We start from the raw sequence: 22,219 nt of genomic DNA on the forward strand, positions 1-22,219 counted from the left end.
GTAAGGAAGAGGTCGCAGGTTCGATTCCTGTCGGGAGCACCAGAAGTAATCTTATGATCTTGGCCCGTTGGTGAAGCGGTTTAACACAGCAGCCTTTCACGCTGTCATACAGGGGTTCGAATCCCCTACGGGTCACTTAAAAACACCTTAACAGTGGTTAAGGTACCTGCAGAGTTATCAGAGTATGCCAAGGAGCATACTCGTCACTTTGTCAGGGATTTGGAGGCTTAGCTCAGCTGGGAGAGCATCTGCCTTACAAGCAGAGGGTCGGCGGTTCGATCCCGTCAGCCTCCACCATAAAAAATGGGGAGATAGTGAAGTGGCTAAACACGGCAGACTGTAAATCTGCTCCCTCCGGGTTCGGCGGTTCGAATCCGTCTCTCCCCACCATTTTTTTATTTTGCGGGTTGTTGGGGTATAGCCAAGCGGTAAGGCAACGGACTTTGACTCCGTCATTCCTAGGTTCAAATCCTAGTACCCCAGCCATTTTGCGAGCCATTAGCTCAGTTGGTAGAGCATCTGACTTTTAATCAGAGGGTCGAAGGTTCGAGTCCTTCATGGCTCACCAGTTTTTTAAAATCATAATAAGTGCCCTTAGCTCAGCTGGATAGAGCGTTTGACTACGAATCAAAAGGTCGGGAGTTCGAATCTCTCAGGGCACGCCACTTATCGGGAAGTAGCTCAGCTTGGTAGAGTACTTGGCTTGGGACCAAGGGGTCGCAGGTTCGAATCCTGTCTTCCCGACCATTTTTATATGCGGGTGTAGTTCAATGGTAGAACTCCAGCCTTCCAAGCTGGTCGCGTGGGTTCGATTCCCATCACCCGCTCCATATGCTTTTTAGAAACGAGAAACCGACATGGTTGCTCGTTTTTTTGTGTTTTTGATAAAGCATGTCCGACAGGTTATTTATGCAAAATCATGTCGAGTTGAGTCATTTTGCTTTCCGGGGCTACAATATAGGAGTAGAGAATGATGAACGAAGGAAAGGGTGGCACTTTTATGAACAAAAACATGAGCATTGTTGGTGTACCGATGGATCTAGGTGCAGACCGCCGTGGAGTTGATATGGGACCTAGCGCTATCCGTTATGCAGGTGTTGTAGCCCGCCTGGAAAAGATGGGTTTCAATATTGAAGACCGAGGAGATATTTTTGTAACGCGTCCTCATCACTTCACCGAGACGGAAAACCATAAATACCTGGATGAAGTCGTGGAAGCCAATGAAAAGCTTGCCAATGTTGTAAGCGATATCATGACTGCTGGTCGATTCCCGCTCGTATTGGGTGGCGATCACAGCATTGCCCTGGGAACCATAGCAGGTGTGGCTAAGCACGTAAAAAACCTGGGTGTGATTTGGTTTGATGCTCACGGTGATTTGAATACGGGTGCCACTTCTCCATCGGGAAATATTCACGGTATGCCTTTGGCAGCGAGCTTGGGGTATGGACATGAGCGTCTGACGAACATTGGGGGATATACACCAAAGGTGAAGGCAGAAAACGTGGTCATCATCGGTGCGCGTGATCTGGATCAAGGTGAGCGTGAATTGATCAAGCGTATTGGCATGAAGGTTTTCACCATGCATGAAATTGATAAATTGGGTATGGCTCGAGTGATGGATGAAGCAATTGCGCATGTGTCCAAAAACACAGATGGCGTGCATTTGAGCCTTGACTTGGATGGACTTGATCCACACGATGCTCCAGGAGTAGGGACGCCAGTAATAGGCGGTATCTCCTATCGCGAAGGGCATGTCTCATTGGAAATGCTGGCAGATGCAGATATTCTTTGCTCTGCAGAATTCGTAGAGGTCAACCCGATTCTTGACCGAGAAAACATGACAGCTCGCGTTGCAGTCGCTTTGATGAGTTCCGTTTTTGGTGATAAATTACTGTAAAATAAATAAAGAAGATCATGAAAAAAGAGAGGCTTTTGGCCCTCTTTTTTTGTTTTACCGCATCTTTACATTGATGGGGGAAAGCTGTACATTCTAAGGATGGAGTCGAAGTTTATTTAATAGCTGGTCCAGTTGTACGCTTAGCGTAACTAATTCTGGAGTAATGCAGGCTTGTTTTTTGTACTGATCGTTCAGTTCTTTTCGCAGCATTTCAATCTCGAGGAGAACGTCTTTTTTTGACAATCGTTGCACTCTCCTTTCCACCCGTGAGATAAATGAGCTATCATTACTTATATATAGAGGAAAGCAATACGCTTATTCCTCTATTTCCCAACAAATTATCCGCACAAACACAAGATTAAAAATGAAACCATATGCAGTATCATCCGTATATAGGATTACGGTATTGTGGGGAGGATCGCATGGATTTTGTAGAGAAACGGTTGACTCAGCGGGCAAAACGTGGAGACCGTGAAGCTTTTGCGGAGTTAATCGAGATTTATAAAGACAAGATATTTCAGCTCGCATATCGTATGGTGGGAAACCGTCAGGATGCAGAGGACATCGCGCAAGAAACATTTTTGCGTGTCTATGCCAATTTGCATTCATACGATGACAGCTATAAGTTCTCCACGTGGATCTACAGGATCGCGACCAATCTATGTATCGACCGTGGCCGGAAAAAACGACCTGACTTTTCATTGGATGAAGAAACCGAACCAGGGCAAGGCCTGGACTGGTATTCACGCCTGTCTTCTAACGAGCGAACACCGGAGGACAAAGTCGTAACGCAGGAGCTGCAGGAGACGGTGCAAGATGCTTTGTCTCACTTACAGCCCAAATATCGCTCGATTATGATCTTGCGTTATATCGAGGATTTGTCGTTGCAGGAGATCAGCGATATCGTAAAGCTTCCCATAACGACAATCAAGACGCGTATTCACCGAGGAAGGGAAGCATTACGCAGCAAGTTGCGATTGATGTGAGAAAGGAGAAAATCACGATGGAATGCCGGGATATGATCTGCCTCATTCACGAATATCTAGATGGGGACACTGATGAATTAGCCAATCTGCAATTGCAAACACATATAAAGTCTTGTGTGAGTTGTCGTCAGCATATGCATGAGTTGCAGAGAGCCATCGCTTTTGTTCAAAGCGCTTCACATATTCATGTCTCTTCTGATTTTACAGCTCGTGTACTTGCGCAATTGCCTGCGCCGACGAAAGCGAATCTGTTATCAGGATGGCTTCGTAATCACCCATTTTTGACAGCTGCAGCGGTATTTCTCTTTTTGATGACCGGCAGCGTATTCAACAGTTGGTTTGATCGGGATGACACTCTACAGGTATCCTCTGCTAATTTGGATAAATTAAAAATAGATCGTGAACGCAATGTCGTAGTTGTACCAGCAGGAACCAATATTGATGGAGACTTGGTTGTCCGCAACGGAAACGTAGATGTTCGAGGCCATGTAACAGGAAATGTTGTGGCTATTGAAGGAAAAGTGTTCGTGGCATCTACCGCCCAAGTCGTGGGAAATACCGAATCAATCGAAGCGATCGTAGATTGGATTTGGTATGAGGTGAAAAATATTGGAAATGACTTGCTTCCGATCTTGCCATAAGAGAAAATAGAGAGTACAGCTATCAGAGCACGGCAGTGGAGCCGTGCTTTTTCCGCAGGAGATAGACTGACTTCATTAGATGGAGCGAGATATGGGGGCTTCGTTATGATATCGATATCCATGGATTATGGGGATTTGCTACGGTATGCAACGGATATTTTACTCGTTACATACGTGTTCTATAAAATCATTATGCTTATTCGCGGGACGCGCGCTGTACAATTGCTGAAGGGGATTATGGTCATCGTCATCACATGGTTCCTCAGTAAATATTTTCAGTTGACGGCACTGCACGCGCTGATGAATCAAGCTTTTACATTCGGGGTTTTGGCGGTCGTCATCATCTTCCAGCCGGAGTTGCGTCGAGCACTGGAGCAGCTTGGTCGAGGCAAGCTTTTTTCCCGTTCAAGCAGTACGCAGGATGACGAGGCGGTTAGCCGTTTGGTTCAAGAAGTGGGCAAATCGGTTACGTACATGGCCAAGCGTCGTATTGGTGCATTGATCGTCATTGAGAGAGAGACGGGTCTAAATGACTACGTGGAAACGGGTATTGGCATTAACGGGCGCGTCAGCTCGGAGCTGTTGATCAATATTTTTATCCCGAATACACCGTTGCATGACGGTGCAGTCATTATGAGAAAAGACATGATTATGGCTGCTGCCTGTTATCTTCCACTGTCTGAAAACAATTCCATCTCGAAGGAGTTGGGGACGCGTCATCGAGCGGCAATAGGGTTAAGTGAGGTTTCCGATGGCATTGCGATCATCGTATCCGAAGAGACTGGTCAGGTGTCCTTTGCCGCACATGGAGCAATGAATCGCAATCTGACGGAGGCGCAACTGGCAGAGATGCTGACAGAACAGCTTCAGCCTCTGTCCAAAGGCAAATCCATGGGAAGTCGTTGGCAATGGAGGCGAAAACATGGATAAATGGTTAAACAGTCACTGGTTTGCACGTGCTGTTGCGTTGCTTTTGGCTATCATGACGTGGATGATTGTCAATCTGGAAGCCGAACAAACGACGACTCCTGAGGCAAGTCAGCCAACTTTTATTGATAGTGTTAATTTGCATGTGAAATACGATACTGATCGTTATCAGGTGGTTAAGCAGCAACGAACGGTAAAGGTCGCCCTGGAAAGCAATAATCCTTTTTATCGACACAACTTCTTCCCGGAGGAATCGTGGGAAGTGTATGTCGATGCGACGAACCTGGGCAAAGGAACACATCGTGTACCTGTTCAGTACAAGGGATTCCCGGATGAAGTCAAGGTAGGGATCATCCCGAATATCGTGGAAATCACCTTGGAAGAGAAGAAGACCGTTGAGCGTGAAGTTTCCGTGGAGAAATTGGGACAGGTCGCTCCAGGTTATACGGCTGGAGAGCCTATTGTAAAGCCGTTTAGAGCACTTGTAAGGGTACCTGAAAGCCAAGTGAATAAGGTAGCAGCAGTTAAGGCTTCGGTTGACCTGGAAGGGGCTACTTCCGCAATCAAAACAACGGTTCCGCTCAAAGTCGTGGACAAGTCTGGTAACGTGATTCAAGGGGCGGATGTGGTGCCACTTACGGTAGAAGTCAACATCCCCGTTACGAGTCCGTTTGCCAAAGTGCCAATCAAATTAAACTTGACGAATGAATTGCCGAATGGATATAGTTTGGCTAGTATGGGTATGAATGTGGAAGAGGTCACGGTCTATGGACCGAAGGAAGTCATTGATGGCATCAAATCCAACACATACCCAGGGCCGGAAATCGATCTCGGCAACATTACATCAGATCGCGATATAGAGCTAAAGATACCGTTAATGGATAATATTGTGAAGGTAGAGCCGGAGTATTTGACCGTATCGCTGAAAGTCGTTCCATCAACGACCAAGCGTTTGGATAAGATTCCGATTCGCATTAGCGGGCTATCAGAAAGCATGGAAGCAAAGGTACTATCCACCGATGGCCAGGAGATGTCTACAATCGACTTCGACGTGATCGGCGCACCAGAAGTGCTGAATCAGTTGAGTCATGAAGACTTGCAGGTCGTAGCAGATGTCAGCAATATGCCGGCGGGTGTATACGAAGTACCATTGAATTACATCTTCAATCAGTCGGAGTATATCAAGACTTCTGCGAGCGCACCGAAAAAGGTCACAATTCAAATCACGAACAAGCAAAGGTAGACATAAGCTGTTGTGTGCACAAGGAAGGAAATGAGGGACAATCATGGGGAAGTATTTCGGAACAGACGGTGTACGCGGTGTAGCAAATACACAACTGACACCCGAACTGGCATTTAAAATCGGACGCGTGGGCGGTTACGTTCTTACCAGACACAAGCAGGAAGGGAAACCAAAAGTGGTGATTGGGCGCGATACGCGCATTTCCGGACAAATGCTGGAAAACGCACTTTTGGCTGGGCTGTTATCGGTTGGAGCAGAAGTGGTCAGATTGGGTGTTATCTCCACCTCGGGGGTAGCGTATCTCACACGTGCACTTGGTGCAGATGCGGGTGTTATGATCTCCGCCTCTCACAATCCGTTTCCGGATAACGGAATCAAGTTCTTCGGCAGCAACGGTTTTAAACTGTCCGATGAAGTGGAAGCTGAAGTAGAACAGTATTTGGACGCGACAGAGGATACCATGCCTCGACCAACAGGCGAACAAATCGGGACGGTTCTGGAATTCCTGGAGGGTGGTCAAAAGTACCTCTCTCACTTGAAAAGTACCGTATCTGAGCGATTTGACGGTCTGAAGGTAGTCCTAGACTGTGCAAATGGTGCTGTCTCATCATTGGCAGCTCGTCTGTTTGCGGATGTGGACGCTGAAGTGATCACGATTGGTGCGAACCCGAATGGAATCAACATCAATGACCAATGCGGTTCAACGCATCCTGAACGTCTAGTAGAAGAAGTTTTGAAGCATAAAGCTGACTTGGGTCTTTCCTTTGATGGGGACGCGGATCGCTGCATTGCTGTAGATGATAATGGTGAAATCATCGACGGCGACTATATTATGGCGATCTGTGCACGAGCACTTAAGGCAAAAGGAAAGCTCAACAACAATACAGTTGTTACAACCGTAATGGCCAACATGGGCTTCTTCAAAGGGATGGAGGAGTGCTCCATCAATACGACGAAGACTGCTGTAGGGGATCGCTATGTAGTTGAAGAGATGCTGCGCGGCGGCTATAATCTCGGTGGCGAACAGTCCGGTCATATTGTCTTCTTGGACTACAATACGACAGGAGACGGTCTGTTAACGGGTCTGCAACTCTTGAACATCATCAAGGAGTCTGGCAAGCCGTTGTCCGAGCTCAAACAAGTGATGGTCAAGTATCCGCAGCTTTTGATCAATGTCCGTGTAGAGGACAAGTCAAAGCTGAATGGCAATGAAGCTATTGCACAGGCCATCCGTGAAGTGGAAGAAGATTTGGCTGGCAATGGTCGCGTTCTGGTTCGTCCGTCCGGAACAGAGCCAATCGTACGTGTCATGGCAGAAGGCCCAGATGCGTCACAGTTGGAAGGACTCGTGAATCGGATCGTTGACGTAGTCAAACAAGAACTGGTGTAAAATTAGTGTAAAAAGTTGCAGGGAGCGGTTTCGATGCCGCTCCCTTTTGCATACAACTAAAATACGGCGACAAGATGTTGTCGCTCTTCATAATCTGTGGTACAGTGTTCATGTGCGCTAGCACCCAGAAAGAAAAAAATGGGAGGGGTTGTGCAAAAAAGAATAAGCATCGTAAATCAAATGCAGACCATTGGAAAGCGCCAGCACTGAGGCTGCCCGACATGGAGCCCAGTGGACGAGGTGGAGGTTTATCGAAGGATTCGGCGGATACCTCCCGGCAGCAGTATCACTGCCGCAGAGCGCAGGGACAAAACATCAGGGTGATCTGGTGGACAAAACCTTGTGTGTGATACGTTATTTGCCATTGCCGAAATAGAAGAAACAGTATGATCATATAAAAAACATGGAATGGCGGGGGACTCACCCCCGTACCATTGTTCGGGTGGAAGTCCCTCGCCAAATTGGAAGGGGACCATACACTTATGTGCGGAATCGTTGGATATATTGGAAATAAACAAGCGCAAGATATCGTGATCGGAGGACTTCGCAAGCTGGAGTATCGCGGCTATGATTCAGCAGGGGTTGCTGTCGTGAACGAAAACGGCTTGGAGTACTCAAAAGCTCAGGGACGTCTGGCTGTTCTGGAAGGTCGTTTGGAGTCGAAGCCATTGACTGGTTCTATGGGAATCGGGCATACACGTTGGGCAACACACGGAAAACCGTCTGACGAGAACTCCCACCCACATACAGACGAGAAATCGGCTTTTGCAGTCGTTCACAACGGGATCATCGAAAACTTCCTGCCATTGAAAGAAGAGCTGCTGGCAAAAGGCTACACGTTCACTTCTGAGACAGATACCGAAGTTATTGCTCACTTGCTCGCGGACATGTACGATGGCGATATCGTTTCTACAGCTCGTCGTGCTGTTCAACGCATGCGTGGTGCCTATGCATTGGGAATCATGACGCAGCACGAGCCAGAGAAGCTGGTAGCGATTCGATTGGCTAGCCCGTTGGTAGTTGGTGTGGGTCAAGGAGAGAGCTTTATCGGTTCGGATATCCCTGCTATTTTGGAGCATACTCGTGACGTGTACATTTTGAACGAAGGCGAAATGGCTGTGTTGACTCGCGATGGTGTGGAACTGATGAACGCAGAGACCGGAGAGAAAATCGAGCGGGAACTGTTCCATGTCGAGTGGGATTTGGTACAAGCAGAAAAAGGCGGATATGATTCCTTCATGCTCAAGGAAATGCACGAGCAGCCTCAAGCTGTTCGCGATACCATGGGTGCCCGCATTGACGAGGACAATAAGCGAGTGATTTTGCCTGAGCTGAAAATGAGCGATGCGGAACTGGCGGCATATGATCGCATCTACATCGTGGCATGCGGTACTTCCATGCACGCAGGTCTCGTCGGTAAGGATGTTATCGAAAAGTGGACTCGCGTACCTGTAGAGGTAGCAGTCGCTTCCGAGTTCCGTTACCGTGATCCGATCTACACAGACAAGACACTGATGATCGTCATCAGCCAATCTGGTGAGACAGCAGATACGTTGGCTGCGCTGCGCGAGGCGAAGAAGAGCAACGTGAAGGTATTGGCTATCACCAACGTGGTAGGCAGCTCTGTAGCCCGTGAAGCTGACGAAGTGATCTTTACATGGGCTGGTCCGGAAGTAGCGGTAGCATCTACGAAAGCATACACCTCCCAAGTCGTTGCCCTGTACTTGTTCAGCCTGTATCTGGCTCAAGTAAAAGGCACCATGGCGGCTGCTGAGGTTGCTGAAGTCGTTGAACACCTGAGCGAGATCCCTGGCAAAATCGCTTCTATGCTGAATAACGATGATCAAATTCGTCGCTTTGCGGAGGGCACAAAAGAGGTAAGCAGCCTGTTCTTTATCGGCCGCAGCCTCGACTATGCAGTATCACTGGAAGGCTCTCTGAAGCTGAAGGAAATCTCCTACATTCACTCCGAGGCGTATCCGGCTGGTGAGCTGAAGCACGGTACACTTGCGCTGATTGAAGATAATGTTCCAGTTGTAGCTTTGGCTACGCAACCAGACATCTACGAAAAAACGGTAAGCAATATCGTGGAAGTAAAAGCTCGAGGCGCTCATGTACTGGGCTTTGCGACCGAAGGCAACCACGACCTGGCGAAGAGTGTGGATGAGGTCATTTACATGCCAGCCACTCTGCCAATGCTCACACCGATTCTGACCGTCATTCCATTGCAATTGCTTGCTTACTACGCTTCTGTCGCTCGCGGCCTTGACGTGGATAAACCACGGAACTTGGCGAAGAGTGTGACGGTTGAGTAGGGTTGAAGGGAATAAGAACATCCTGTTCAGTGATAAAATAGTCTGTCACTAAATAATAGACACTGTCACCGAATAATAAAGTGTGCTACCAATTAATTATGTCTGTCACTGAAATATAGAACGATAAGTGCCCCATTACCAATGAAATTGGTTATATGGGGCTTTTTTTCTTTAGTAATAGTAGGAGCTTTTATCAACGGAGAGTTGATTCATTATAATGAAGTATTGTTCTGAGCAATAAACTATTGTTTCAATATGATTTCTAACAATAAAAGTTATGTTTTAGAGGAAATAAAGTTGGTAGTCAAAAAAAGTAGTTAATAAGTGCAAAGCTTGTAAATAAGTTTAGCAGCGTTAGTAAAGAACTAACGCTTCTTTTTAATGATTCTGTTCAGTGATAATAAAGTTCTAGACTGGTGGCCAAGTGTTCAAAGAAAATATTGTTGTAGACTGAGTAAATATACTATAAGACTTACGATAGGTCATTACGCTACGGGTAGGATAGTGCGATCTGTTGCTATATGGATCTACATACAGTTGACTACCACTAATTGTAAATGTTAATTTTTAATAATACCCATTTTATGGGTCACTATTTAAGGAGTGCTTGGCATGAGGATACCTTTACATGATCGATTCATTGAGCAAGCAATTGAGTATGTAAGCCAAGGATCAACGACTTTTAGGTCTCCTCGCAGGCGGATCTATGATGTACGGAGAAATGGATGAGTATAGTGATCTGGATTTAATAATCGTCTACAATTATGCTTTTCGAAATGAGATCATGGAACAACGCTTCCGAATTGCCGAAAGACTCGGTAATTTATTTTCTGCATTCACAGGCGAGCATGTCGGGGAACCGAGATTGCTTATTTGTTTATATGGCCCAGCCCCTCTTCATGTCGACCTTAAATTTGTACAACTGGAAGAGCTCGAATCCCGAGTCGAGAACCCGCTGATTCTTTGGGAGAGAGGTTCTGGTATTGCAACGATACTCAGTAAAACAAGTCCATCTCTCCCTTTCCCTCAGCTTCAATGGATCGAAGATCGCTTCTGGGTATGGGTGCATTACTGCGCTACAAAATTAGGGAGAGGTGAATGATTCGAATTAATCGATACTCTAACTTTTATGCGCAATGTAGTGTTAGGGCCGTTGGTACTCATTCGCAACGGTCATTCCCCGAGAGGGGTTCGAAAGCTCGAGAAATACGCTCTCAAGGAACTGGAGGAACTAAAAGGTACGATTCCCATCCACAGCTTTGAAAGTTGCTACCACGCGCTAAAAAATACGATCAAGATGTACCAACGTCTACGCCAAGGTTCGGAAATTGTACTTAGGAAGGAAGCAGAACGCGTCTCAATCGAGTTTCTCGACGGTATATATTCAGGACAATCCCAATAGCAACTTGTTAAACAAAAGGGAACGATAGTTCAATAACAATGTGGAAAGGCAGTCGAAATTAATCGGCTGCCTTTTCTACGCTAACGGTAGGATATAGGTTTTTTAATAAAAAGGGTAATTAATTGAAATTCAAATATTTTAACGATACTGGCGGAACCGAAAAAAGCAGACATAGGTCTTCATAATGAAAGCGCAAGATCTTGAAACGTAGTTTCCCCTATACTAAAAATGCAAATTTTGAATGGCAATGGGGGAACGAGCATGAGTAACAAGGTGGAAGGATTGTTAACTAACACAGATTTTCGCAGGCTCTGGATTGGGCAAACTGCATCACAGTTTGGGACTCAGGTTGCATTATTAGGAATGCCATTAGTGGCAGCTCTCTATTTAGGGGCCAGTCCCATGCAAATGGGGTTGCTTGGTTTTGCCGAGTATGCGCCATTTATCATTTTCGGTTTGCTTGCTGGTGTTTGGATAGACAGATTTCCCCGGCGACCAATTCTTGTCGCCGCTAACTTTTTCAGGGGTGCATTGCTGCTCATTGTGCCGCTGACAGCCTTAACTGGATTCTTGAATATGACAGTTCTATATTTGGTAGCCTTCATAGTAGGGATCTGTACTGTCTTTTTTGATGTTGCCTATACATCCTTTTTGCCTTCCATTGTGAGCAAGGAGCAGCTTGTTGATGGGAATAGCAAACTAGAGACAAGTAAATCTACCGCACAAATTGCTGGGCCGGGTTTATCAGGTGGACTGGAACAGTTAATCACCGCTCCATTTGCAATATTGTTCACGGCTGTATCCTTTTTTGTATCCGCTGTATACATAGCCCGGATTCGCAAGTTGGAGACAGTCGTGACAGATGCGAAAAAACAAAAAAACATGTGGCTGGAAATTAAAGAAGGGCTGCATACGGTTTACACAAAACCGTTGCTGTGGGGAGTGGTGCGCTGCTCAACAATCTTTAACCTTTCCTGGAATGTTATTTTTAGTGTTTATGTGCTATATGCATCGCAAGAACTCAAAATCAGTGCGAGCATTCTTGGCATCATTTATGGAACGCTAGGAGTAGGGTACCTATTTGGCTCTCTACTTGCTCAAAGGGCTGTACGTCGTTTTGGAGTAGGTCCAACAATTGTGGGTTCCGCTACGATCGCAGCAAGTGGCGGTTTGCTTGCTCCATTAGCAGTAGGATCAGAATTAAGTATGGCGTTGATTATGATGCTGGGACAGCTTCTTTTCGGAATGGGTGTCTCCATGTTTAGCATTAGTACCGTCAGTTTACGTCAAGTAATTGTACCCGATGCCCTGCAAGGTCGGGTGAATGCTACGTTTCGATTTATCTCGTGGGGTTCTTTACCGCTTGGTTCGTTAATGGGAGGGATGATCGGGGGGGCAATGGGTTTACGGTTCGCTTTATTTGCGGGTGGCATTGGATTGTTAGCTTCGGCTTGTACATTATTGTTCACCCCATTTTTACAACTGCGTGTGAAATCATTTCATGAATTAACATTGGAAAAAGATGTGTTTATAAAGAGCTAAGGAGTGCTAAACTAATCGGTTCGATCGCATAATAAAGCAGCGGTGAGTCTAAGCCTTTATTTACAGGTCTTAGGTCGCCGCTGTTTCATTTATTGGGTTCAGTTTTAAACTAAACGCTCCTCCCGCTTGACTCCAAAGCGTAAAAAAGAGTACAATCATTTCCATAAAGGAATGATCGTTCCAGAAAGAAACAGGTTTGTTTCGGAAAGAATTTAGGAAGCAACCGTCGAGTCTCAGGGACTCGATTTTTTAAACCCTTTTCAGGAACGATCATTCCAGAATGCGTCAAAGGTCTTAAAATCGGATAATATAGGAGGATCATTATTATGACTCAAAGATTAATAACAGCTTCCGGACATTATGTACCTGTGGGAGGCAACGTAACCTTGTATGTGGAAGATGTCGGCGAAGGGAAGCCGGTTGTGTTCATACATGGCCTTCCTGTCGGGCAAGCCATGTATGAATACCAAAGAAACGTTCTTCCGTTCAAAGGAATTCGTTACATCGGTATTGATTTGAGAGGTTTCGGGAAATCTGACCGTCCGATCAACGGCTATTCGTACAATCAGTTTGCGGATGACATTCGCCGGGTGTTTGAGCAGTTGGAGATTGAAAATGCGACACTGGTCGGCTTCTCGATGGGTGGGGCCGTTGCGGTGAGATATATGGCAAGACATCAGGGTTATGGCGTTTCCAAGCTGGTGCTTGCTTCCGCCGCTACGCCCCTCTTCACGCAAAGACCGGATTATCCTTATGGCTTGCCGGTTGAGGTGGTGGAGTCCCTTGTCGAAGCTGCACAGCAGGACCGTCCACAGTTGATTGAAGGATTCAACAGTTCTTTGTTCCATCAAAAGCCGAGCCAGGCTTTTGTCGACTGGTACAACCGGATGTCGCTGGAGACCGATCCCATAGCTCTTGCAATGTCGCTCAAGAGCCTTGCCTATGAAGATTCGCGGGAAGAATTGGCCCAGATTCATGTGCCCGTTCGTATTTTCCAAGGCAAACATGATACAATGTCTTTTGAGCCTCAGATTAATGGGTTTCCAGATGCGGAAGTCATCATGTTTGAAGAAAGCGGCCATGGACTCGTGTTTGAAGAGAAGGACAAGTTTAACATCGAAATTCTGAAGTTTGTAGAAGCTTAAGTAAAACCGGATTTTCACGCACCTTTTTTGCCGCTTAAGGTTGTTGGGAAGAGGTGGGGTATGAGCAGAAATAAAAGTTTTGAAATTCCAAAAGTATTGGATCTGGCAATCGACGTTTTTTGGCATAAAGGGTACGTGGGTTGCTCTATGCAGGATTTGGTGGAGCAGCTTGGACTTAGTCGAAGCAGCATTTATGAGACGTTTGGAAGTAAAGAGGACTTGTACCTTCAGGCGCTGGAGCGTTACGACCGGCAATCCAAACAGCAACTGGCGGCTATCCTGTATGAACAAGGGCCGGCGAAAGAACTGCTGCTGCGCTATTTTCACGAGGTCATCGAATATACGCGCCGCAGAAGCTGCTTTATGGTGAATGCCTCGTTAGAGCTGGCAGCTTCCCACCCGGAGGTATTTAAGCGGGTCCAAGCAAATATGGCTGAGAACGAGGAAGCCTTTTACCAACTGTTGGAACGTGCGGTGCAGACCGGTGAGCTGAAGGGAACCTGGAATTTGAAAGCATTGGCCCAATACCTGGTTAATGTTATGCACGGGATTACGGTGACCACGGTAACCGCGGAACGTGAAATGCTGGACAACATTGTGCGCAGTTCGCTTTACTTTTTACCGTGAAGGCAGAGACACAAGGGTTAACAAGATAAAGAGCTGTACGGCTGGAGCTGGACTTCGGCGTGCATCAAGTTCCCCCCTCCACATGCAAAAAAAGAGCAAGGCTGATCGCAGGATCAACCTTGCTGTTTTTCCGTACATCACGAATTACAACTTCACAGGCTCTCCTGCGAATACTTCTAATTCCATAGCTGCTGCAAAAAAGGAGGGAGCTTCTTTCACAAAAGCCTGAAAATGAGCGCTTGCATTGTGGGCCGCTACTGCGGCAGCGTCCTTCCACTTTTCTACCATGGTGTAGTGATATTCTTGCTCTGTGCTTTTCAGAAGGGAGTATCCCAAATTCCCTTCTTCAGCTTGGCTTGCAGCAACCAGGGCTTTGGCCGCTTGAAGGAAGGCTTCTTCCTGTGCGGGTATCACTTGCAGATGGGCATGTATAATAAGCATGGTTTTCTCCCTTTCTTCCAACGAATTTGAATTATTTCCAGGTTGTCACTGTCTCAACAGGGAGACGGTAAGATGGGTATCCTTCCTTGGCTGCTTTCCCGATACTGATCAGCATGATCGGTTGATAGCGATCCTTGTCCAAATCAAGCGCTTCTGCTATTTGATCCTTTTCATAGCCGCCGATTGGGTTCGTGTCATAGCCGAATGAACGGGCAACCAGCATCAATTGCATGGATACGAGGCCGGCATCGATAAAATTGACATCCCGCAGGTCAGAGGCTGGTATATTGGCGTAGTAAGGCTTGACGGCTTTCAACTGCATGTCCTTCACTTCCTGCGGCATGTATCCGAGTTCGACAGCTTTTCCAAATATCTCATCCATATATTCTGCATTTTTCATGTCGACGAATACGGCAATGACGGCGGAAGAGGTGAGTACCTGCGTTTTGTTGAAGCGTGCCAGCTCTGCAAGCTTTTCTTTCCCTTCTTGACTTTCGATAACCACAAAGCGCCAAGGCTGCATGTTGACTGAAGATGGAGCGCGTGTAGCTCCCGCTAAAATCTCAATCATTTCCTCGCGGCTGATTTTTATTTCAGGATCATAAAGTTTGACAGAACGACGACCAAACGTGATTTCACGAAAATCATTTGTTCTTTGTACTGTGTTTATCATGTAAAAACAGACTCCTTTCTTGAACAATCAAATGTTGTTTTGCATCCGTTTGAGAAAATCAGTTAAGACCTGCGTTTCATCCTCGCTAAAGCCTTCCAGAATCTGTTGGATAAAAATTCGTTTCTCGCTTTTGTACCCTTCAATCCGCTGATGTCCTTCTTCAGATAGGCGAACGAAGGTTTCGCGGTTATCATTTGGATTTTTGTGTCGGGTCACCATACCATCCGCTTCAAGTTGCTTCAGGTGGCGTGTAATGGCAGCACTGTCGATATTGATGTGCTTTTGTAGCTGGGACTGATTGATTTCGTTGCATTCGCAAAGGATTTGCAAGATCGCAAGACGAGTAGAGCTGATTCCGGTACAGCGTTCGAACTTGGGACTTATTTTATTGGTTAATCCGATGAGCAGATTCAGTATGTGCTCCTCTTCAAATTCCTTGTGTGTCATGAAAAATGCCTCCCGGGGGCAAGATGAGTAGGAACTCAGTCAACTATCCACAAGCAATGACAACATACAGTCAGTTGAGCATGATAATTGATGCATCAACAATTGATGCGTCAATTAATATAACACCTTATTTCAACGTTTGCAACATATGATCCCTGCAAAAGTCGCTGGGCAAACGGATGTGATAACAATTTCTTCAGGGTATCATCATGTTCTCCCTCAAAAAAAGACGGGACGGATTGGTCTTGGGGAGTATATGAAGTAGGGAAATTGGTGATAGAACACAAATGAGGTATGGAACAAGACCCGAGACAAGTGAATGAATCTAAATAAAGGGAAATGATCTGTAGAATTATACCTAAGAAGAGATGTAGAGCTTGGGGCTAATACTTACGTAATTTTGTCTGACCTCTGATCTGGATACTAGGAAAGGACTGGTTATTCATGCCATAAAAAAAGAAGGATAAAAATCACAACGATTTTCATCCTTCTTTTTACTATTTTAATGATTTTTAACGACTTCCTGCCCCCGCACATTCCACGTAAGGGCAAAAACAAGAGCAGCTAATGCGCACGAAGCTGTCAGCAACATAAATCCTGCATCCCAGCCGGAGGCATCAACGATAACTCCCATCAATGCATTCGCTGTGACTGTACCGCCCAGGTAACCAAACAGACCCGTCAGCCCTGCAGCGGTTCCAGCAGCCTTTTTTGGTACAAAATCAAGGGCTTGCAAACCAATCAGCATGACTGGACCGTAAATCAGGAAACCAATAGCGATCAGGCAAATCATATCGACTACGGAATTTCCAGGTGGGTTGAACCAGTAGACCAGAACTGCGATCAATACGCCGAGCATAAAGACAAACCCTGCGGGTCCACGGCGGCCCTTGAACAATTTATCGGACAGCCAGCCGCACAGGAGAGTTCCCGGGATACCTGCCCATTCGTACAGGAAGTAGGCAACGCTCGACTTGCTCATATCAAAGCCTTTTTCCTCACTCAAATAGGTCGGAGCCCAGTCCAAAACGCCGTAACGGACGAAGTAGACGAAAATGTTGGCAATCGCGATTGCCCAAACCCATTTGTTGTTCAACACATATTTGAAAAGGATTTCTTTTGTCGAGAACTCTGTTTCAAACGTTTTCTTCGCCTTGTTTGGATAGTCATTGCGATATTCTTCGATAGGCGGCAGGCCGACTGACTGCGGAGTATCGCGAATTAAGAAATACGTAATGAATGCAAAGACAATGGCAACCAGAGCAGGCAGGATAAACACGCCTTCATACCCGGAAGCGGTATTACCCGAAAGTCCGGCGAACATCGCTGCACCTGCAACAGCGAGGGGGGCCATCAAGCCTCCGCCAACGTTATGGGCTACATTCCAAATGGCTGTTTTGTTTCCTCTTTCACTTACACTAAACCAGTGTACGAGGACACGTCCGGATGGAGGCCAGCCCATACCCTGGAACCAACCGTTCAGGAACAGCATCACAAACATGATTGAGACGGATGAGGTGAAGTAAGGAACAACGCCCATCAATAAACTAATAAGTGCAGAAAGAATCAAACCGGCAGGCAAGAACATTCGCGGGTTGCTTCGGTCTGAAAAAATGGCCATTACAAACTTGCTGATCCCGTAGGAAATCGAAATGGCGGATAATGCAAAACCGAGCTCTGATTTTGTATATCCTTCTTCAATCAAATAAGGCATGGCGAGCGAAAAGTTTTTGCGGATGAGATAGTACGCCGCATAACCGATGAAGATTCCGAGAAACACCTGAAGCCTGAGCTTTTTATACTCAGAATCAATTTGTTCGTCAGGCAATCTGTCAATAGGCGGTGCAGGCTTAAACAGTTTGAGCATCTTAATCCTCCCCCTAAGTTATTTCTAACAAGGATGGCGATACACGTAAAAAAACCCATACCTTAATGGCGCTTTCAAAAATGAAAGTGCCAAAAAGTATGAGTCTCCGAATCTCCATCATAGTTAACTTGTCGTAAATGTATTCTATTATTCTGTGAAAACGTTGTCAATGCCGAGCCACTGAATCACGCTTAAAAATTCTGGAGCGTAAGAAAATTTTCCACAAAAACGCGGTCGCACCTCTTCGAAAAGCCTCGATAGAGGTTTTTTTATGTGTATATAAATCAAAAAAATACATCTTTTCCAAATATAAGGATATCTTTATATTAGCTCATCTGTATGAGGGGGGTTAAGCAAAGATGTAAGGGACGCTCTGTTTTATTGCAAGTAAAAATGAAGGAGGATTTGTTTGATGTATTTGATAAGAAAAACAGGATTTTTGGTAGTACTGTCGCTTATCTTAATCTTTTCTATATTCCCGCAGTCTTCTCACGCCATGACACCGTGGACTCCCAACACCGCATACAACTTAGGCGACATGGTTACGTATCAAGGGCAAGATTACAAATGTACATTTGCTCATACATCGCTTGTCGGATGGGAACCGCCTAACGTACCAACACTGTGGCAACTGCAAGGTCCGTCTGCTCCCGATACCATTCCACCTACGTCCCCCACAAATCTTAGTGAAGTAGGGAAATCAAGTAGTTCGGTCAGCTTATCTTGGACAGCTTCTACGGATAACATTGCTGTTCAGGAGTATCTCGTCTACAACGGAGATACACTCGCTGGCACAGCGAATACAACATCCTATACCGTGACAGGGCTTCTAGCAAATACGACCTATTCATTCAAGATACAGGCAAAAGATGCCGCAGGTAATGTATCCCCACCCAGCGCTTCGCTAACGGTAACCACTTTATCCAAATCCCCAACTGAACCGGTGTCCAAACGAATTTTGATCGGATACTGGCATAATTTTGACAATGGTTCTACGGTACTCAAGCTAAGAGATGTCTCAGATAAATACGATGTAATCAATGTGGCATTCGCAGAACCAGTCGGTGGCGATCATGCGACAATGGGATTCGTGCCGTTCAATGCATCCATTGAGGAATTTAAGTCGGATATCGCCTTTTTGAAATCAAAGGGGAAGAAGGTCCTCATCTCGATTGGCGGAGCGAATGGGACAGTCGAGCTAACGACGGAAGCTGCCAAACAAAATTTTATTACCTCGATGACCTCGATCATTCAAACGTATGGTTTTGATGGTATGGATATTGATCTAGAAGGAAGCTCCCTGTCGCTCAATGCGGGGGACACTGATTTTAGAAATCCGACAACGCCAAAAATTATAAACTTAATCTCAGCGACTCAGACGATCACGAATACATTTGGCCCATCTTTCATTTTGACAATGGCGCCAGAAACGGCTTATGTCCAAGGAGGTTACGCTTCCTATGGTGGGCCGTGGGGCGCTTATCTACCTGTGATTCATGCTCTTCGCGATCGAATGAATTATATCCACGTGCAACACTATAATTCTGGTGCGCTAGAAGCATTAGATGGTCGTACGTATCAACAAGGAACGGCTGATTTCCAAGTAGCAATGGCAGAAATGCTCTTGAAAGGATTCCCTATCGGTCGTAATCCTAACAACATGTTTCCAGCTTTGAGAGAGAACCAAGTCGCTATCGGGCTACCTTCTGCTCCAAGTGCTGCCGGGGGAGGCTATACGTCTCCAGCCGATATCCAAAAAGCCCTTCAATACTTGGTAAAAGGCACGTCATTTGGAGGAGCTTACAAACTCCAAAATCCAGCAGGTTATCCACAGTTCCATGGAGTTATGACCTGGTCTATCAACTGGGATGCTAAAAATAACTATTCGTTTGCTAATCATGTTCGCATTTCGCTTGATGCACTGAACCAGTAAGGACGAAATCTTGTGAAAAAACCCACCCGCTCTCACGGGTGGGTGTCATTGTTATTCATACAAAAGCCTGATGGAGCGGTTGGAATGACTCAACCTGGAGGAATCGGAGTCGGTTGATTTATTTCCTGAGAAGATGTTGTGAGTTCAGCAGCCTGGGTCCATTTTGCGGTTTTGGTTCTTCACTCCCCACTCACATAACTGTTCCAAAACAGGTAATAGTGTTTCCGCTTTATGTGTGAGACTGTACTCGACTTTAGGAGGAACTTGAGGGTATTCTTTCCGCGTCACCATACCATCTGCTTCCAATTCTTTCAGTTGGGAACTCAATGTTTTATAGGTAATAGCTCCAATCTGTCTTTTCAGATCATTAAAGCGAACCGGCTGATTTTCTGCCAGGAGGTAAAGAATAACCATTTTCCATTTGCCACCTATGACTGACAATGTATAACCAAAAGGTGTATCTTGAATATTCTTAACTTTTCCTTTATATTCAGCCATGCTCATTTTTTACACTATCCTTTCTGGTAGTAGCTATCAATAAAGTGCGTACTGTTTTTTTATTTGATCTCATTTTATTCTAACCTTACTTTGAGTAAAGGAGAGAATAAAATGACTCATGGTAAAACCTACAATCACGGTGTTGCTTGGGAAGAAGGTTTCGGTGTCACACAAGGTTATAGCGTCAATGGAACCATCTACATTTCGGGGCAATTTTCCCACGATATGCAGGGTGTGTTCGTTGGCGAGGGCGATATCGAGACACAGACCAGGCAGACGCTGGAGAATCTCGATCGCGTGCTGGCGGGATTTGGTGTCACAAGGTCGAATATCGCTGAGATGGAGGTCTTTCTGACAAATCCGCAAGAGCATTTCGAGAAGTGCGTCAGTATGTACAAAGAGTATGTCGGTGACCATCGTCCGGCTGCTACCCTCATCGGCGTGTCTGGTCTTGCGTTTCCTCACCAACTGATTGAAATCCGGGCTGTCGCACACACCAACTAACTCGGCTGCCGCTCTACAGAATGCGGTGTTATGGCATGAACCCTTGACACATCGACAATTCTCGATATAATAATGCGTATGGATCCAATTGAAATTTTTAAAGCGCTGTCCAACGAGTCTAGACTCCAAATTCTACATTGGTTAAAAGAGCCTGAAAAACATTTTACACCCCATGAAGGAGTTGATATGAGAAAGATCGGGGTATGCGTCAGTCAAATAACAGAGAAATTGAATATGACCCAATCAACCGCGTCCCAATATTTGTCCATTCTCCAACGCGCTGGGCTGATCAAGACGGAGCGTATTGGAAAATATACGTACTATACCAGGGACGAAGAAAAAATACGTGAAATAGGCGCTTTTTTCAGCAATCAAATATGATCGAATAAAACTGAATGCTTCATGCAGTATTCAGTTTTATTTCAAGCTTCATATCGACATATCTTAATATGTTTAAACTTTGAGGGGTGCTATTCATGTCGAATACATGGAAGGTTTACTTTTTGTCATTGGTCAGTTTTCTAGTGGGTACTTCAGAGTATGTGATCTCAGGCATCCTGGATAAGATCTCGAATACTATGGGCATCTCCATTACAGCGGCAGGACAGTTGGTTACTATATTTTCATTTGTTTATGCCATTGTAACTCCTGTGATGATGGCCATAACGGCAAAAATGGATAGGCGGAGGCTTCTTGTTAGTGCACTAGGAATTTTCGTAGTTGCCAATATACTGTCGTTCGCTCTTCAGGGGTTTGAATTCTTTATTATAGCCCGTGTGATCATGGCTGTAGGTGCTGGAATGGTGGTTGTGACTGCGTTAGATATCGCGGCCAAGATCTCTCCTGAAGGCAAGCAGGCAAGTTCGATCGCAACTGTCATTATGGGATTTACAGCCTCTTTAATTATCGGTGTTCCCCTTGGACGAGTAGCGGCAGCCGCATTTGAATGGCAATCTGTATTCGGGTTTATTGCACTGGCAGGACTTTTGGCAATGTTTGTCCTGTCCCGCACGATCCCACAAGTAAAAGGAGATGTACCCGTACCTCTTTCGAAGCAATTAGCACTGTTGAAAAACCCGAAAGTCGGGCTTGGTTTATCGGTTACGTTCTTTTGGCTGGGCGGGTATTCCATTGCCTATACTTATATATCTCCTTATCTTCTCGAAGCCGCTGATATAAGTGAAAATTTGTTGAGTAGCGCTTTATTGGCATTCGGTTTAGCTAGTCTGATCGGTTCCAAATTCGGTGGTTACAGTACGGACAAATGGGGAGTATTTTCTACATTACTTGGTGGAATGGTTCTGCACGTTGCAGCTCTCATTTTGCTCTCGATTACCGTATCTATCTCACATGAACCGTTCACGGTGATCGCGATATTGGTATTATGGTCCTTCGCTGCTTGGTCTTCTGGGCCAACGCAACAGTATAATTTGGTTCGGATTGAACCGAATAATTCAGGGGTAATGCTTGGTCTGAACCAATCTATGATGCAACTCGCGATGGCGGCAGGGGCTGGAATTGGAGGCATCGCTGTTGATCAAGTATCCTTATCGTCAATCACTTGGTTAGGTATGTTTGGTGTGGTGATCGCTATCGTTGCTGCACTGATTTTACAGGCGATGTTAAGAGAAAAAGTTAGACATAAACCAGGCGCATACGAGACACGGTCCAGCAACCGCTGATCGCCAGTCCCAAAAGACACAGGCTCGAAGGGACGGTTCCGTCAGTGACGCGATCTTAA

At 45.8% G+C, this 22,219-nt stretch carries 20 protein-coding genes, 8 tRNA genes and 1 pseudogene; 23 read left to right on the forward strand and 6 right to left on the reverse strand.

Features of this window, described 5'->3' with window-relative positions:
* Positions 1 to 61: 61 nt before the first annotated feature.
* From ASG16_RS06005 to rocF, 9 genes are all read left to right on the forward strand, one after another.
* Positions 62 to 135, forward strand: a tRNA-Glu gene (locus ASG16_RS06005).
* Positions 136 to 221: 86 nt separating this feature from the next.
* Positions 222 to 297: transfer RNA gene (locus tag ASG16_RS06010), tRNA-Val, on the forward strand.
* Positions 298 to 305: 8 nt separating this feature from the next.
* Positions 306 to 390, forward strand: a tRNA-Tyr gene (locus ASG16_RS06015).
* Positions 391 to 411: 21 nt separating this feature from the next.
* Positions 412 to 486: transfer RNA gene (locus ASG16_RS06020), tRNA-Gln, on the forward strand.
* Positions 487 to 492: 6 nt separating this feature from the next.
* Positions 493 to 568 (forward strand) — tRNA-Lys (locus tag ASG16_RS06025).
* A gap of 20 nt (positions 569 to 588) precedes the next feature.
* A tRNA-Arg gene (locus ASG16_RS06030) sits at positions 589 to 665 on the forward strand.
* Positions 666 to 670: 5 nt separating this feature from the next.
* A tRNA-Pro gene (locus tag ASG16_RS06035) sits at positions 671 to 747 on the forward strand.
* A 9-nt stretch (positions 748 to 756) separates the two neighbouring features.
* Positions 757 to 830 (forward strand) — tRNA-Gly (locus ASG16_RS06040).
* 170 nt (positions 831 to 1,000) lie between these two features.
* Positions 1,001 to 1,897: an arginase gene (rocF, locus tag ASG16_RS06045; protein ID WP_012684013.1), complete on the forward strand. Its 897-nt coding sequence runs from the start codon at positions 1,001 to 1,003 to the stop codon at positions 1,895 to 1,897.
* Positions 1,898 to 1,990: 93 nt separating this feature from the next.
* Here rocF and ASG16_RS06050 read toward each other — a convergent pair whose 3' ends face one another.
* Complete coding sequence (locus ASG16_RS06050; protein WP_007725277.1) at positions 1,991 to 2,149, reverse strand: aspartyl-phosphate phosphatase Spo0E family protein; 159 nt, start codon at positions 2,147 to 2,149, stop codon at positions 1,991 to 1,993.
* Positions 2,150 to 2,319: 170 nt separating this feature from the next.
* Here ASG16_RS06050 and sigW point away from each other — a divergent pair, with 170 nt between their 5' ends.
* The 10 genes and pseudogenes from sigW to ASG16_RS06100 all read left to right on the forward strand — a co-directional run bounded on the left by sigW (position 2,320) and on the right by ASG16_RS06100 (position 14,115).
* On the forward strand, positions 2,320 to 2,883 hold the full coding sequence (gene sigW, locus ASG16_RS06055; RefSeq protein ID WP_016742677.1) for an RNA polymerase sigma factor SigW: 564 nt from the start codon (positions 2,320 to 2,322) through the stop codon (positions 2,881 to 2,883).
* A 17-nt stretch (positions 2,884 to 2,900) separates the two neighbouring features.
* The gene (locus ASG16_RS06060; protein WP_007725281.1) at positions 2,901 to 3,524 is read left to right on the forward strand and encodes a zf-HC2 domain-containing protein; all 624 of its coding nucleotides are present in this window, start codon (positions 2,901 to 2,903) and stop codon (positions 3,522 to 3,524) included.
* Between the two features lie 105 nt (positions 3,525 to 3,629).
* A complete protein-coding gene (cdaA, locus tag ASG16_RS06065) occupies positions 3,630 to 4,454 on the forward strand; it encodes a diadenylate cyclase CdaA (protein WP_007725283.1) in 825 nt (274 codons plus the stop codon).
* Positions 4,447 to 5,694: a CdaR family protein gene (locus tag ASG16_RS06070; RefSeq protein WP_056491710.1), complete on the forward strand. Its 1,248-nt coding sequence runs from the start codon at positions 4,447 to 4,449 to the stop codon at positions 5,692 to 5,694. Before cdaA ends, ASG16_RS06070 begins: the two co-directional genes overlap by 8 nt.
* A gap of 43 nt (positions 5,695 to 5,737) precedes the next feature.
* Positions 5,738 to 7,084, forward strand: coding sequence for a phosphoglucosamine mutase (gene glmM / locus ASG16_RS06075; protein ID WP_056491707.1), 1,347 nt, complete (start codon positions 5,738 to 5,740; stop codon positions 7,082 to 7,084).
* A 482-nt stretch (positions 7,085 to 7,566) separates the two neighbouring features.
* On the forward strand, positions 7,567 to 9,399 hold the full coding sequence (gene glmS / locus ASG16_RS06080; RefSeq protein ID WP_056491704.1) for a glutamine--fructose-6-phosphate transaminase (isomerizing): 1,833 nt from the start codon (positions 7,567 to 7,569) through the stop codon (positions 9,397 to 9,399).
* Positions 9,400 to 10,011: 612 nt separating this feature from the next.
* Positions 10,012 to 10,801: pseudogene (locus ASG16_RS31180) on the forward strand (oxalate:formate antiporter).
* 261 nt (positions 10,802 to 11,062) lie between these two features.
* Positions 11,063 to 12,343, forward strand: a complete 1,281-nt coding sequence (locus ASG16_RS06090) for an MFS transporter (protein ID WP_111914385.1) — start codon at positions 11,063 to 11,065, stop codon at positions 12,341 to 12,343.
* Positions 12,344 to 12,669: 326 nt separating this feature from the next.
* Entirely contained in the window at positions 12,670 to 13,488 is an 819-nt protein-coding gene (locus ASG16_RS06095; protein ID WP_056491701.1) for an alpha/beta fold hydrolase, read from the forward strand.
* 60 nt (positions 13,489 to 13,548) lie between these two features.
* On the forward strand, positions 13,549 to 14,115 hold the full coding sequence (locus tag ASG16_RS06100) for a TetR/AcrR family transcriptional regulator (protein ID WP_056491698.1): 567 nt from the start codon (positions 13,549 to 13,551) through the stop codon (positions 14,113 to 14,115).
* Positions 14,116 to 14,259: 144 nt separating this feature from the next.
* Here the strand turns inward: ASG16_RS06100 and ASG16_RS06105 are convergent, their stop codons facing one another.
* The 4 genes from ASG16_RS06105 to glpT all read right to left on the reverse strand — a co-directional run bounded on the left by ASG16_RS06105 (position 14,260) and on the right by glpT (position 17,543).
* Positions 14,260 to 14,556 (reverse strand): putative quinol monooxygenase, encoded by a 297-nt coding sequence (locus ASG16_RS06105; RefSeq protein WP_056491695.1) that lies wholly within the window; start codon positions 14,554 to 14,556, stop codon positions 14,260 to 14,262.
* Between the two features lie 31 nt (positions 14,557 to 14,587).
* Positions 14,588 to 15,229: a nitroreductase family protein gene (locus tag ASG16_RS06110; protein ID WP_056491692.1), complete on the reverse strand. Its 642-nt coding sequence runs from the start codon at positions 15,227 to 15,229 to the stop codon at positions 14,588 to 14,590.
* Between the two features lie 27 nt (positions 15,230 to 15,256).
* Positions 15,257 to 15,676, reverse strand: a complete 420-nt coding sequence (locus tag ASG16_RS06115) for a MarR family winged helix-turn-helix transcriptional regulator (RefSeq protein ID WP_056491689.1) — start codon at positions 15,674 to 15,676, stop codon at positions 15,257 to 15,259.
* 502 nt (positions 15,677 to 16,178) lie between these two features.
* Entirely contained in the window at positions 16,179 to 17,543 is a 1,365-nt protein-coding gene (gene glpT / locus ASG16_RS06120) for a glycerol-3-phosphate transporter (RefSeq protein WP_056491687.1), read from the reverse strand.
* A gap of 412 nt (positions 17,544 to 17,955) precedes the next feature.
* Here glpT and ASG16_RS06125 point away from each other — a divergent pair, with 412 nt between their 5' ends.
* Positions 17,956 to 19,476, forward strand: coding sequence for a chitinase (locus tag ASG16_RS06125; protein ID WP_056491684.1), 1,521 nt, complete (start codon positions 17,956 to 17,958; stop codon positions 19,474 to 19,476).
* A gap of 144 nt (positions 19,477 to 19,620) precedes the next feature.
* Here the strand turns inward: ASG16_RS06125 and ASG16_RS06130 are convergent, their stop codons facing one another.
* Positions 19,621 to 19,980 carry a winged helix-turn-helix transcriptional regulator gene (locus ASG16_RS06130; protein WP_056491681.1) on the reverse strand — a complete coding sequence of 120 codons (360 nt, stop codon included), beginning with the start codon at positions 19,978 to 19,980 and terminating at the stop codon, positions 19,621 to 19,623.
* A 105-nt stretch (positions 19,981 to 20,085) separates the two neighbouring features.
* Between ASG16_RS06130 and ASG16_RS06135 the strand changes: the two genes are divergently transcribed.
* The 3 genes from ASG16_RS06135 (at position 20,086) to ASG16_RS06145 (ending at position 22,160) form a co-directional block, all read left to right on the forward strand.
* Entirely contained in the window at positions 20,086 to 20,478 is a 393-nt protein-coding gene (locus tag ASG16_RS06135; protein ID WP_056491679.1) for a RidA family protein, read from the forward strand.
* Between the two features lie 78 nt (positions 20,479 to 20,556).
* A complete protein-coding gene (locus ASG16_RS06140; protein ID WP_048036094.1) occupies positions 20,557 to 20,859 on the forward strand; it encodes an ArsR/SmtB family transcription factor in 303 nt (100 codons plus the stop codon).
* 95 nt (positions 20,860 to 20,954) lie between these two features.
* The gene (locus ASG16_RS06145; RefSeq protein ID WP_198674190.1) at positions 20,955 to 22,160 is read left to right on the forward strand and encodes an MFS transporter; all 1,206 of its coding nucleotides are present in this window, start codon (positions 20,955 to 20,957) and stop codon (positions 22,158 to 22,160) included.
* Positions 22,161 to 22,219 lie beyond the last annotated feature (59 nt).

It is taken from the genome of Brevibacillus sp. Leaf182 (assembly GCF_001423865.2).
GTDB classification, from domain to species: domain Bacteria; phylum Bacillota; class Bacilli; order Brevibacillales; family Brevibacillaceae; genus Brevibacillus; species Brevibacillus brevis_C.

Excerpts from the sequence above, each read along its gene's own strand:
- rocF (WP_012684013.1), top strand. The coding sequence starts at position 1,001 with ATGAACAAAAACATGAGCATTGTTGGTGTACCGATGGATCTAGGTGCA.
- sigW (WP_016742677.1), top strand. The coding sequence starts at position 2,320 with ATGGATTTTGTAGAGAAACGGTTGACTCAGCGGGCAAAACGTGGAGAC.
- ASG16_RS06060 (WP_007725281.1), top strand. The coding sequence starts at position 2,901 with ATGGAATGCCGGGATATGATCTGCCTCATTCACGAATATCTAGATGGG.
- cdaA (WP_007725283.1), top strand. The coding sequence starts at position 3,630 with ATGATATCGATATCCATGGATTATGGGGATTTGCTACGGTATGCAACG.
- ASG16_RS06070 (WP_056491710.1), top strand. The coding sequence starts at position 4,447 with ATGGATAAATGGTTAAACAGTCACTGGTTTGCACGTGCTGTTGCGTTG.
- glmM (WP_056491707.1), top strand. The coding sequence starts at position 5,738 with ATGGGGAAGTATTTCGGAACAGACGGTGTACGCGGTGTAGCAAATACA.
- glmS (WP_056491704.1), top strand. The coding sequence starts at position 7,567 with ATGTGCGGAATCGTTGGATATATTGGAAATAAACAAGCGCAAGATATC.
- ASG16_RS06090 (WP_111914385.1), top strand. The coding sequence starts at position 11,063 with ATGAGTAACAAGGTGGAAGGATTGTTAACTAACACAGATTTTCGCAGG.
- ASG16_RS06095 (WP_056491701.1), top strand. The coding sequence starts at position 12,670 with ATGACTCAAAGATTAATAACAGCTTCCGGACATTATGTACCTGTGGGA.
- ASG16_RS06100 (WP_056491698.1), top strand. The coding sequence starts at position 13,549 with ATGAGCAGAAATAAAAGTTTTGAAATTCCAAAAGTATTGGATCTGGCA.
- ASG16_RS06105 (WP_056491695.1), bottom strand. The coding sequence starts at position 14,556 with ATGCTTATTATACATGCCCATCTGCAAGTGATACCCGCACAGGAAGAA.
- ASG16_RS06110 (WP_056491692.1), bottom strand. The coding sequence starts at position 15,229 with ATGATAAACACAGTACAAAGAACAAATGATTTTCGTGAAATCACGTTT.
- ASG16_RS06115 (WP_056491689.1), bottom strand. The coding sequence starts at position 15,676 with ATGACACACAAGGAATTTGAAGAGGAGCACATACTGAATCTGCTCATC.
- glpT (WP_056491687.1), bottom strand. The coding sequence starts at position 17,543 with ATGCTCAAACTGTTTAAGCCTGCACCGCCTATTGACAGATTGCCTGAC.
- ASG16_RS06125 (WP_056491684.1), top strand. The coding sequence starts at position 17,956 with ATGTATTTGATAAGAAAAACAGGATTTTTGGTAGTACTGTCGCTTATC.
- ASG16_RS06130 (WP_056491681.1), bottom strand. The coding sequence starts at position 19,980 with ATGAGCATGGCTGAATATAAAGGAAAAGTTAAGAATATTCAAGATACA.
- ASG16_RS06135 (WP_056491679.1), top strand. The coding sequence starts at position 20,086 with ATGACTCATGGTAAAACCTACAATCACGGTGTTGCTTGGGAAGAAGGT.
- ASG16_RS06140 (WP_048036094.1), top strand. The coding sequence starts at position 20,557 with ATGGATCCAATTGAAATTTTTAAAGCGCTGTCCAACGAGTCTAGACTC.
- ASG16_RS06145 (WP_198674190.1), top strand. The coding sequence starts at position 20,955 with ATGTCGAATACATGGAAGGTTTACTTTTTGTCATTGGTCAGTTTTCTA.